We start from the raw sequence: 12,009 nt of genomic DNA, 5'->3' as shown, positions 1-12,009 counted from the left end.
CACACCCCGACGGAGTCCGGAGTCAAACGGCCTGGCCGAGGCGTTCTTCGGCAGCTTCAAGCGGGATTACGTGTACCAGGCCTGCTTGGAGACATTCGAGACGGTGGGACAGCAGATCCCCGTGTGGCTCGACCATTCCAACCAGCAGACGCCGCACAGTGCGCTCGGAATGCAGTCACCGGCCGCGTTCTATGCGGACTGGAGAGTCAAAAACACGAAACGACCTGTCCAAAATGAGGTGGGGCAGTACACCGTTTCGTTAAAGGTATTGGCGCAACAGTGGCAGGGACGGCGTCACTCGTGGAATCGGCGAAGCATAAAGAAGTTCCCATCAAAAACGAGTCTGCCCTCCGGTACGCTGTGGGGCCTGACATCTGGGCGACCCAAGGAGTCCTTGTTGACGAATGGATCAAGAGACTTACTGGCGATCGACCATGAAAATGTTGTGTATGGTACTGCTGCCTCAGCTCACTGAGCCAGGAGGGTCTTACTGGGGTTCACCCCCCAAGCTTCTTGAGCGTCTGCGCCCGACCGATGACATTGCCGCCCCTTCTTAGCTCCGCCGCTCTGCAGAGCCAGCCCCTGGCGGGAAGCCGACGCCCGCATCAACTTGATCTCGGACCGGTCCGCCGAAGAAACGCTGTCTGAGGTGGTCCGGGACCGTGGCGCGCGTTGACACCTTGTCTCCGGTGGGACATAATTTGGCCGAGTCCGCTCTCGGAAAGGAGTGCCTGTGCGAACCACGGAGAAAAGGCAGGCGACGGCTCAGGGAAAACGCCGCCGCGCTGATCTCAGGAAGCGTGGGAAGAGGCCTATCCCCAATCCGTTTCGCAAACTGCGGGGCGTCGGTGTGCGGCGCGTGGATGTGGATCGCTACCTTGACGCGATTCGGGGGCAATGATCACGGCCCTGGATACCAATGTGTTGCTGGATGTGCTCGTCAACGATCCCAAACCGCCGATCGCTCGGAAGCGCTCCTCTTTCAGGTCTACCAGCAAGGGGCTCTGATCATCTCTCCCGCCGTCTACGCTGAGTTAGTCCCCCAGTCTCGAAATCGTGATGAACTCGACGGCTGGCTGCAGCACGTCCGTATCCTAGTCGTGCCGTTCACGATCGACCATGCCTACACGGCCGGGGTAGCCCATGCCGCTTATCGCAAGGCCGGCGGGAAACGCCGGCGGATTCTGGCCGACTTTCTCATTGGTGCTCACGCCTTTCATGAGGCGGACCGACTCCTGACTCGCGATCGCGGGTTCTACCGCCGATATTTTTCGGGTCTTCAGATTCTGCCTGCATGAGACCGGACAGAAACTCCAGCACAGTCTGACCTCCTGCTGCCCTTCGCCGGAAAGTCCTCTGCAAATTGACGCTCTGGGACCCGTCTGTTAGACTTTCCACGCTTCCTCCTCTACGGTCCACCGAGACGATCCCACATGGATGCCACCGGAGAGATTCGTTCCGTCCAGAGCAACATCGAGCAGGTCATCAAGGGCAAGGCCCCGGTCATCGAGCGGGCCGTCGTCTGCCTGCTCGCCCGAGGCCACCTGCTGATTGAAGATGTGCCCGGCGTCGGCAAGACCACGCTGGCCCACAGCCTGGCCCGCTCCCTGGACTGCTCCTTCCGGCGCATCCAGTTCACGAGCGACCTGCTGCCCTCCGACATCCTGGGCGTGTCCGTGTACCACCAGCAGACGCAGGCCTTCGCCTTCAAGCCCGGTCCCGTCTTTGCGAACATCGTCCTGGCGGACGAGATCAACCGTACGACGCCCAAGACCCAGAGCAGCCTCCTGGAGGCGATGAACGAGACCCAGATCACGGTGGACGGCCAGACCTATCCGCTGCCGCAGCCCTTCATGGTCATCGCCACCCAGAATCCGGTGGAGTACCACGGCACCTACCCCCTGCCCGAGTCCCAACTGGACCGGTTCCTCATGCGTATCCAGATCGGCTACCCGGACCCGTCCGAGGAGAAGAAGATCCTCGACCGCCAGGCGCAGGCCAACCCGGCCGGCGAGCTCCAGCCCGTGCTCGCAGCCCAGGACGTGCTGGACCTGCAACAGGCCGTCGAGAAGGTGCGGGTGGACGAGAGCCTCGTCGAGTACCTGCTGGCCATCGTCGCGACGACGCGCCGGAGCGAGCTCCTGGGGCTGGGCGTCAGCACGCGCGGGGCGATGGCGCTCCACAAGGCGGCCAAGGCCCTGGCCCTCGTCCGGGGGCGGGACTACTGTCTGCCAGACGACATCAAGGAGCTGGCCCCGGCCGTTCTCTCGCACCGGGTCATCCTGAGCACGGGCCGGGGTCCTTCCTCCCCGTCGGCCGGCCCGCGGTTCGCGGAGGCGGAGCGGATCATCCGCGAGATCGTGGAATCGGTGCCGGTTCCCCTCTGAACAGGCTCCTAGCGAGACACCGGGCGATGGGTGCAAGTGACACGGCGACGCGGCGAAGGGGCGACGCGGCGCTCTCCGCGTCCCCGCGTCTCCGCGTCCCCGCGTCAGATTCTGGGCGGCGCGCCTCGCGCCTGCGCGAGTTCTTCCGCTGGTTCTACCGTTACCGGTCCATCCGGCTCACGCCGGACGGGATGCGCTTCGTCCTCCTGACCCTGGCCGTCGGGGTGGCGGCCATCAACACGGGGAACAACCTCCTCTACCTCCTGCTGGCGATGATGCTGAGCCTGATCGTCATGTCCGGCATCCTCTCGGAACAGTGCTTCCGGCACCTGGAGGTGCGCCGTGTCCTGCCGGAGCACCTCTTCGCCAACCGCCCGACGACTGCCGCCTTCTCCCTCGCCAACCGCAAGCGGCGGTTTCCCTCCTTCTCCCTGCGCGTGATGGACTTGATCGCCGACGTCCCGGTGGACCGAGGCGTTCATCTGCTGCACCTCCCGCCGGGCGCCACGACGATCCAGCCCTATCCGCTCCTGATCACGCGACGAGGCCCTTTCCGCTTCGACGGCATCAAGCTCCTAACCCGTTTTCCGTTCGGCCTGTTTCTCAAGGCCGCGACGCTTCCGCTCCCGTCGGAGCTGCTCGTCTATCCGGAGCTCACGCCCCTGCCGGACGGGCTCCTGCAGGAGCTGACCGCCCTGGGTCAGGATCAGGCCGTGCCGCGGCGGGGCCCCGGCGTCGGGCTCTCCAATCTGCGCGGATACCAGGCGGGCGACGATTCGCGGGCCATCCACTGGAAGACTTCCGCCCGCCAGGCTGAACTGATCGTGAGGGAGACGGAGGCGGAGGATCAGCGGCGGGTCGTGCTGGCGCTGCCCACTTCCGTGCCGGAAACCGGCCGGGCCCGGTTCGAAGAGGCGGTCTCGCTGGCTGCCTCTCTGGCCGACTTCTTCCGCACCTGGGACTATGCGATCGGGCTGGTCCTCGGCACTTCTGCCCTGCCGACGCGACAGGGGAACGCGCACTTCCACGAGATCCTGCGAGCCCTGAGCCTCTGCCAGCCGACCGCGCCGTCGGACTCGGCGCTGGTGCCGGAAGGCTTCCGTCGGCTGGGCGAGCGGACGCTGGCCGGAGAGTTGACGCTGCTCATTTTGCCGGCCGAGGATCCCCGGCTCCCGGCTGCCTGCGGGCCGGTGAGCCGCGTCCTGCGGCTGTCCGACGGATCGCCATGAACCCCGAACGGGCCTTCCGGTTCAGCTCGATTTTCCTGGCGACGGCCGGCTTCACCGGTCTCGTGCTCACCGGCGAGCTGCCAGTCCTGTTCGTCTGGCTCGGCTACAGCGCGATCCTGCTGAGCCTGGCCCAGGCGGCCGGTGCCGGCGCCGACCGGCTTCGCTTCCGTCTTTCGCGGCGCGCGTGGAACGTCCTGCTGGTCGCCGCCTTCGGCGCCTTCGGCGCGGACCTGCTCTGGATCTCCCAGGACCTGTTGCAGGCCGGCATCCACTTCCTGATCCTTCTGATGATCAACAAGCTGTTGACGCTAGAGCAACGCAAGGACTTCCTGCACCTGCACGCGATCAGCCTGCTGGAGCTCCTCTCGGCCGCCGCGCTCACGGTCGAGCTCTGGTACGCAGCCGTGTTCGTCACCTACCTGCTGGCCGCGATCTGGACGCTGCTGCTCTCCCATCTGCGGAACGAGGCGGAGGAGGTCCGCGCGTCGTTCCCGCCCGCCCACCGGCCCGACCTCGTCCACACCACCGGCCCGATCACCGGCCGGTTCTTCTGGACCACCAACGGGATCACCCTCGGGGCCTTCTGCCTGACGTTGGCCATCTTCTTCGTGACGCCCCGCATCGGGACCGGTTTCTTCAACAAGAACCGGGTCGAGCGCCTCCGGACCTCGGGTTTCTCCGAGCAGGTGGACCTGGGCGTCATCGGCTCCGTGAAGCTCGACCAGAGCGTCGTGATGCGGGTGGAGTTTCCGGACCAGAAAGGTCCGGTCGCGGAGCGGCTCTACTTCCGGGGGGCCGCCTACGATTTCTACAACGGCCGGTCCTGGACGAACAGCCTGACCGTCCGCCGCCCGCTGGAGCGGACGGCGGACGGCGCGTTCCTCGTCCCTCGTCCGGAACGCCCGGAGGGCCTCGGCCCGGGCCTGCGCCAGGATATCCTGCTCGAGGCGCTGGATACGCCGATCCTGTTCGGCCTGCCGGTTGTGGAAGCCCTCAAGGGCAGCTTCCTTCTGGTCCAGGCCGACGGGATGGGCGGCCTGTCGCTGCCCTATCCCCCGCCCAGCCGGTTCCAGTACACCATCTGGTCCGCGCAAGCCCGGCTCGCGGACGGGGAGCGGACTGCGACGGCGCCGACCTATCCGGAGACGGTCACCGACTATTTTCTGCAAGTCCCGGACATGAGCCCGCAGGTGGCCGAGCTGGCGCGAGCCGTGACCGGCGGCGCGGCGACGCCGTTCGAGAAGGCCGTCACCCTCGAGCGGCATCTCCGCACCGGCTACCGGTACAGTCTGGACGTCGGCCCGACTGTGCCGGCGAGCCCGCTCGAGGAATTCCTCTTCGTCCGCAAGAGCGGCTACTGCGAGCATTACGCCACGGCCATGGTCATCCTCCTCCGGACCATGGGGATCCCGGCCAGGCTGGTGACGGGATTCCTGGCCGGCGAATGGAACGACTTCGGCCGGTACTACACGATCCGGCAGCGCGACGCCCATGCCTGGGTGGAGGTCTATTTCCCCCGCTCCGGCTGGGTGACGTTCGACCCGACGCCGAGCGTGGCCGCCCCGCCCTCCGTCCCGGTCTGGACGGCGGCGGGCCGGGTCGTGGACTCGATCCGCCTCAAGTGGGACCGGTTCATCATCCGGTACAGTTTGCGGGACCAGATGGCCGTGGCCCAGGGAGTGCGCGAGCGGAGCGAGCGGGCCCGCGACCAGGCCTGGACCCTGCTGGCCTCGCTCGTCCGTTGGACGGCTGAGGCCCGGACCCGGATCGGCCAGCCCATTCGGTCTCCCAATTGGCTGCTCCTGGCCGGCTTGGCTGCAGGCAGTGGCGCTCTGCTGCTCCTGATCTTCGTTGCAGTGAGAGCGGCGCTCCGGGGCCGTCGGCAGGCCCGCGACTTTCCCACCGCGCGGCAAACCGCGGTCGTGAGACTGTACGAACGGATGCTCCAGTGTGTGGAAGCCCGAGGGCTTCACAAGGCTCCCGGCGCCACCCCCTGGGAATTTGCCCGGTTGATCGCCCGCGAGTGGGCCGAGGCTGGACGGTTCGTGGAGCCCTTGACCGCCCTCTATTGTCGCGTCCGATTCGGGCAGGCCCCCCTCTCTCCGGACGAGCTCCGGCTGGCGGAAGATCTGCTCACCGGATTGCGCGCCGTGCGACACGACGCATGACCCCCTCTCGGCACGAACGGGCCCGATCATGACTCGGCTCCTGATCCGAACTCTGTTGCTCCTGCCGGCCCTGACCGCCTGCACCCATTTCCAGTTGGGCCTGAGCGCCTACCACCACGGGGACTATGCGACCGCGTTCCGCGAATTCCAGCAGGCGGCGCGCGACGGGGACGCGGAGGCCCAGCACAATCTGGGCCTCCTGTACGCGCAGGGACAGGGGGTGCAACAGGACTATGGGGAGGCCCGACACTGGTTCGGCAAGGCCGCCGCCCAGGGGCTGCGCGACGCCCAGTTCAACCTGGGTCTCATGTATCTGGAGGGGCAGGGAGGTCCCAAGAACCCCGCCGAGGCGGCCCGCTGGTTCCGCAAGGCGGCCGAGCAGCGGGAGGTCAGAGCCGAACTGAACCTGGGGCTCCTCTACGACGAAGGGATCGGGGTGCCGCAGAGCGACGTGGAAGCCTTCCGTTGGTACAAGGAAGCGGCGGAAGGCGGACTGGCCGCGGCCCAGTTCAACCTCGCGCTCATGTACGACCACGGGCAGGGGACTCCCCCAAACGACCAGGAAGCCGTCCGCTGGTACCGCAAGGCGGCCGAACGGGGAGACGCCACGGCCCAATATCATCTCGGCCTGATGTACGACGAAGGAGAGGGGGTGCCGAAGGACGACCGTGAGGCCGTCCGCTGGTATCGGCGGGCGGCCGAGCAGGGAGAGCCCTCGGCCCAGCACAACCTGGGCCTGATGTACGCGAAGGGTGAAGGCACGGCTCAGGACAATGTGACCGCCTACCTGTGGCTGGCGCTCGCCGCGGCCGGCGGCTACCAGGACTCCTTCCAATCCAAGGAGGCCGTCGCCAAGAAGATGACCCTGGCCCAGGTCGCCGAGGCGGAGAAGTTGATCCACGAATGGCAGGCCAGGAAGAAGCTCGCCCGCCGCTGACCGCCTCCCCGCGATTCCCTCGGGCCGGCACCTTGACAGGCTCATCCGATGACGGTACGGTGCCACATACATGGCCGCGGTGGCGCATTGGAAGGCCGGGCGCGCCTCATCGCACAACGACGACTGTGAGGGGGCATCGAGCCGACCAGCACTAGGATTTTGACGCCACCGCACTGAAACGAGGGGTTTCGCAGGAATCTCGTCTGCATTCCGTCAGGGGAGAGCCTTCCCATGGCCGGAGCGCGCCGCTCGTTCTGGAAGCAGCTCCGCGTTCAGCAGAAGCTCGGGACCATCCTGCTGGTGGTCTTCGCCCCGCTGCTTTGCGCCCTGATCGTTCACATCTACCTCCTGAACCAGCTTCACGCCCTCCAGCAGGAGCGCCACCAGGTCCTGCTGGCCCGCGAGCAAGTCCAGGTGTTGCGACGGCTGGCCGCGGACGTCGAGGACGCGTTTCGCGGCTATCTCCTCACGCGGCAGGACACGTTCCTGCAGCCGCTGCTTGACGCCGAGCCGAGCGTACAGCCTACCATCGACCGGATCATGACCCTCATCAAGAGCTCGCCGGAGTTGGAGGATGACGTGCGCGGCGCGGGCGACCGCCTCGCCTCGCTCCTGGAATCCAAACAAGCGCTGATCCGGCACATCCGATCGAGCGGACCCGAAGGGGCCGCGGCCTACGTCCGCTCCGGACGGGGCATCATCCTCTCCGACGCGGTCCGCAACGACCTTCGGACGATCGAGGACGTCTTGGACGGAAAACTGAACGCCTTCGAAGCCGACGAGGCGAAGCTCATCGGGCTGGACTTCGGGAGCCTGGTGCTGGCCGTCACCGGGACCCTGGCCCTGGGCCTGTTGCACGCCCGGCTCCTGTCCCGGTGCATCACGGGCCCCATCGTGCGGCTCCAGGAGTCGGTGGCCAAGCTGAGCGGGACATTTGCGCCCAAGGGAGACGCTCGCCGGGGGGCCGACCGGTCCCCCGACGAGATCGACCAATTGGCCCAGGCGTTCGACGAGCTGACCGGCAGGCTCAGACTCTACATGCGGGAGCTGGAGGCCATCAACGCGATCGGGCACGAGATCAACACCATCCGGGCCGACGGACTGCACGGGATGCTCCGGAGGATCACGGATCGGGCCGTGGAGCTGCTGCAGGCGGATGTTTGCCTCGTCATGCTCAGGAACGAGGAGATGGGCTGTTGGGTGATCGAGGCGGCGTCCGGCGAGTGGAGCGACGTGCTCCAGAAGGCCGTCATGCTGTGGGAGGAGTTCCCCGTCTCCGTCCAGGCCTTTGAAACCAGGCAGCCGGCCTTCGGGGAAGATCTGCGGAGCGACTTGCGGCCGGAGGTGCGGCGACGCAACCTGATCGGCCAGAGCATGCTTTCGATCCCGCTGCTCTCGCAGGGCGAGCCGTTCGGCGTGCTGGTCTTGCTGCAGGATCGTCCTGTGCCGAGCGAGGAGTGGAACCTGCGGTCGGCGAAGAGCTTCGCGGACGAAGCGGCCGTGGCCATCGCGAACGCCCGACTCTACGAGGCGGTGCAGCGGAAAGGGGTGGGACTTGAATCCCGCTTGAAACAGCTCGAGCACCTGGCGGAGACCCTGGCCCACGACATGAAAGGGCCAGGGGAGCGGATGGGGGAATTGGCGACGAACCTCTTGGACGAATATGGTGATAGGCTGGACGACCGGGCGGAGCGGTGGCTGCGCATGATGGCCGAGGAAGGGAAAGACCTCAGCACCCGCATCGAGAACATCCTGGAAGTGGCGCGGCTGGGGGTGCGCCCCGAGACGCTGGAGGCGGTGGCGCCTGCAATGGTGCTCGATGATGTCCTGAAGCAGCGGGCCGGCGAGTTGGAGCGCCAGCGAATCCGGGTCCGGGTCGAAGGGAGCCTCCCGCTCGTGGCCTGCCACCAGGCTTACCTCCGCCAAGTGCTGGACAACCTGGTCTCCAACGCCGTCAAGTTTTCGGACCACCTCCCGGAATCGGAGATTCGCATCGCCGCCAAACGGGAAGGACCGTTGGCCTACTTCTCGATCAGCGACAACGGCCCCGGCATCCCCGCGCAGTACCGGGAACGCGTCTTCGAGCCGTTCGCGCGGCTGAACACGGGAACCGTGAAGGGAAGCGGCATCGGGCTCACCATCGTCAAGCGGATCGTGGAAATGTACGGAGGCCGGGTGTGGATCGAGCCTCAGGGGCCGCCGGGCTGCACCGTCACGTTCTCACTGCCGTTGCTGGTGGACCGCTCCGTCACCCTGCCGGCAGGCGCCGCATCAGATCAACTCCTGGATCACGCAACCTGAGAGGGAGCCAATGGCAGGCGCACCATCCTACCTCGCGACGCCCCGTGCCGGCGTCGGGGCCACGTTCACGATCCTGTTGGTCGAGGATCAGGCGACGGACACGGAACTTCTGCTGCACGCGATCGAAAAGGCCGACCTCAAGGCGCTGGAAGGCGAGATCGAGATCGTCGTCAGGGCCACGGCCGAAGGGGCTTTGAAGGCCCTGACGGAGCAGCCGGTGGACCTCGTGCTGACGGACATGGTGCTGCCCGGCATGTCCGGCCTGGACCTGATCAGCCAGCTCCAGGAAATCGACCGCAACCTTCCCGTGCTCGTGGTGACCCGGGTGAACGAAGTTCCCTCCGCGGTGGACGCCATCCGGCGTGGGGCCTACGACTATGTCCTGAAGCCGGTCAACCCGACCGATCTCGGGATGCGGCTCCACCGCGCGATCCGGATCTCCGAGATCATCCGGCGCAATTCGGCCTTCGAACGGACCATGCAACAGACCACGGGAGCGGGCAGCCTCGTCGGCACGAGCGATGCTTTCCGAAACGTGCTTCGGCTCATGCACGAGGCTGCACAGGTCCGCTCCACGGTCCTGATCACCGGGGAGACCGGAACCGGCAAGGGGCTGATCGCCCGGGCCATCCACGAACAGAGCCAGGAGCGGGACAAGCCGTTCCAGGTGATCGACTGCGCAAACCTGCCGGAAGGCATCATGGAAAGCGAGCTGTTCGGACACGTGCGGGGCGCCTTCACCGGCGCGATCGCCGACAAACCGGGCTTGATCGAGCTGGCCAACGGCGGGACCGTGTTCCTGGATGAGATCGGCGAGTTGCCGTCCCCTCTCCAAGCCAAGCTGCTGCGGGTACTGGAGGAAAGCGAAGTCCGTCGCGTGGGAGGAACGCGGGTGAAGCGGGTCGACACCAGGTTCGTCGCAGCGACGAATCAGGACCTGGAGGAAAAGGTCCGCACCGGAGCCTTCCGCCAGGACCTCTACTACCGGCTAGCCGTCATCAGCCTCCACGTCCCGCCGCTTCGGGATCGAGCCGAGGATATCGCCGCGATCGCCCGATTGCTCGTGGCACAGTTCGGAAAGGAGATGGGCAAGCCCGGCTGCTACCTGGACTCAGCCGCGGTGGCGGACCTCGCGGCCTACCGCTGGCCCGGCAACGTGCGCGAGCTGCGCAACGTGATCGAGCGGGCCGTGATCCTCGCCACGGAGGACGCGATCACGGGAGCCGACATCCGGGCCCTGCTCCCCCAGGGCAAGAAGATCGCGCCATCCCAGGTGTTCCTGTCGTACACGACCTTGCCGTACACGGAGGCCAAGAATCGGGTGGTCGCGGATTTCGGCAAGACGTACGTCAAGGAGAAGCTCGCGAAGCATGGAAGCAACGTCACCCGCGCGGCTGAGGACAGTGGGATTCCCCGCCAGCACTTTGCCCTGCTGATGAAGCGGTACCTCGATCACGAGCCGTCCGGCGGCAGCTAGCCCGAGCCATTCCCCCCAGTTTCCATTTCGAAACCTGTCGGTCGAAGTCCTCACCTCCCCGTTTCAACGCCAGGCCTCTCTCTTCTCTCCTGTTTCCTTCTCGTGACGATTTTGTCAGAGAGACTCAAGTTGCGGGGGTTGCAGCGAAATGATCCGGCGAAATTCAGGCTCATCGAAGGTGGCTGGATACCGGTATGCTCGCCACATAAGGCTTTGATTCACAATGAATATTTTCTTCTCATCGAATCTGCATCTGCATACGTCCATAGTCACCCCTGTCTTGCTCCGCTCTTTGACTGGTCGCGACGATCTCTTTTTTTCTCTTTTCTTTTCGCTGCTTACATCGCCAATCCAATCCTCGTCCCGGCCACTCGTCATGGCAGAGGGCTTGCTGTCCACCTCCATGAGTTTTCTGTGTTCTTTGCTCGGTTACGGAAAGGAGGTGATGGTGTCCGTCTTTTGAGTAAAGGGAGTGCTCGTGGTCAGCGGTCTTTTAGCGAGGAGGTGGCAGCGATGTTCTTATCACGACGGCAATTCTTGAAAGTCTCGGCTGGCACGGTCGCGGCCGCGGCGATCGCCGACAAGGCCCTCGCCCTCACGGCCCTGCAGCCGGTCATCGAGGTGGGCAACCCCCTCGGCGACTATCCCGACCGCTCCTGGGAGCGGGTCTACCACGACCAGTACCGGTACGACTCCTCCTTCACCTGGTGCTGCTCCCCCAACGACACCCACGGCTGCCGCGTGCGCGCCTTCGTGCGCAACGGCGTCGTGATGCGGGTGGAGCAGAACTACGACCACCAGACCTACGAGGACCTCTACGGGAACCGCGGGACCTTCGCCCACAACCCGCGGATGTGCCTGAAGGGGTACACCTTCCACCGGCGCGTGTACGGGCCGTATCGGCTGAAGGGCCCGTTGATGCGCAAGGGCTGGAAGGAGTGGATGGACGCGGGCTCCCCGGAGCTCACGCCCGAGATCAAGCGCAAGTACAAGTTCGACGCCCGGATGCTCGACGACATGCTGCGCGTGTCCTGGGACACGGCCTTCACCTACGTGGCCAAGGCGATGATCGTCATCGCCCAGCGGTACAGCGGGGAGGCGGGGGCGCGGCGGCTGCGGGAGCAGGGCTATCCGCCGGAGATGATCGAGATGATGAAGGGGGCGGGCACCCGCTGCTTCAAGCACCGGGCGGGCATGCCGGTCCTCGGCATCGTCGGCAAGATGGGCAACACCAGGATGAACGGAGGGGTGGACACCCTCCTGGACGCCTGGATCCGCAAGGTAGGCCCCAACCAGGCGCAGGGCGGCCGCTACTGGTCGAACTACACCTGGCACGGGGACCAGAACCCGGCCCACCCCTGGTGGTCGGGCGCCCAGACCTCTGACATCGACCTCGCGGACATGCGCTTCAGCAAGCTGAACACGAGCTGGGGCAAGAACTTCGTCGAGAACAAGATGCCGGAGGCCCACTGGAAGCTGGAGAGCATCGAGCGGGGTGCCCGGATCGTGG

9 protein-coding genes are annotated in these 12,009 nt (G+C 65.8%); all 9 read left to right on the top strand.

Features of this window, described 5'->3' with window-relative positions:
* Window positions 1-475: integrase core domain-containing protein (locus tag AB1411_16855; GenBank protein MEW6545261.1), on the top strand; the 475-nt coding region annotated here is incomplete at its 5' end.
* 388 nt (window positions 476-863) lie between these two features.
* The gene (locus AB1411_16850) at window positions 864-1,298 is read left to right on the top strand and encodes a type II toxin-antitoxin system VapC family toxin (protein MEW6545260.1); all 435 of its coding nucleotides are present in this window, start codon (window positions 864-866) and stop codon (window positions 1,296-1,298) included.
* A 135-nt stretch (window positions 1,299-1,433) separates the two neighbouring features.
* The gene (locus tag AB1411_16845) at window positions 1,434-2,387 is read left to right on the top strand and encodes a MoxR family ATPase (GenBank protein ID MEW6545259.1); all 954 of its coding nucleotides are present in this window, start codon (window positions 1,434-1,436) and stop codon (window positions 2,385-2,387) included.
* A gap of 26 nt (window positions 2,388-2,413) precedes the next feature.
* Entirely contained in the window at window positions 2,414-3,616 is a 1,203-nt protein-coding gene (locus tag AB1411_16840; protein MEW6545258.1) for a DUF58 domain-containing protein, read from the top strand.
* A complete protein-coding gene (locus AB1411_16835) occupies window positions 3,613-5,784 on the top strand; it encodes a DUF3488 and transglutaminase-like domain-containing protein (protein ID MEW6545257.1) in 2,172 nt (723 codons plus the stop codon). The genes AB1411_16840 and AB1411_16835 overlap by 4 nt, the downstream gene beginning before the upstream one ends.
* 28 nt (window positions 5,785-5,812) lie before the next feature.
* On the top strand, window positions 5,813-6,721 hold the full coding sequence (locus tag AB1411_16830; GenBank protein MEW6545256.1) for a tetratricopeptide repeat protein: 909 nt from the start codon (window positions 5,813-5,815) through the stop codon (window positions 6,719-6,721).
* 231 nt (window positions 6,722-6,952) lie between these two features.
* Complete coding sequence (locus AB1411_16825; protein ID MEW6545255.1) at window positions 6,953-9,022, top strand: ATP-binding protein; 2,070 nt, start codon at window positions 6,953-6,955, stop codon at window positions 9,020-9,022.
* Window positions 9,023-9,032: 10 nt separating this feature from the next.
* Window positions 9,033-10,499 carry a sigma-54 dependent transcriptional regulator gene (locus AB1411_16820; GenBank protein MEW6545254.1) on the top strand — a complete coding sequence of 489 codons (1,467 nt, stop codon included), beginning with the start codon at window positions 9,033-9,035 and terminating at the stop codon, window positions 10,497-10,499.
* A 513-nt stretch (window positions 10,500-11,012) separates the two neighbouring features.
* A partial coding sequence (locus tag AB1411_16815; GenBank protein ID MEW6545253.1) for a twin-arginine translocation signal domain-containing protein occupies window positions 11,013-12,009 on the top strand: 997 nt, incomplete at its 3' end.

The sequence above is a fragment of the Nitrospirota bacterium genome, from assembly GCA_040757595.1.
In the GTDB taxonomy this organism is placed as follows: domain Bacteria; phylum Nitrospirota; class Nitrospiria; order Nitrospirales; family Nitrospiraceae; genus JBFLWP01.
Note: the sequence above shows the minus strand (reverse complement) of the source record. Positions and strands in the feature narration are given on the sequence as shown.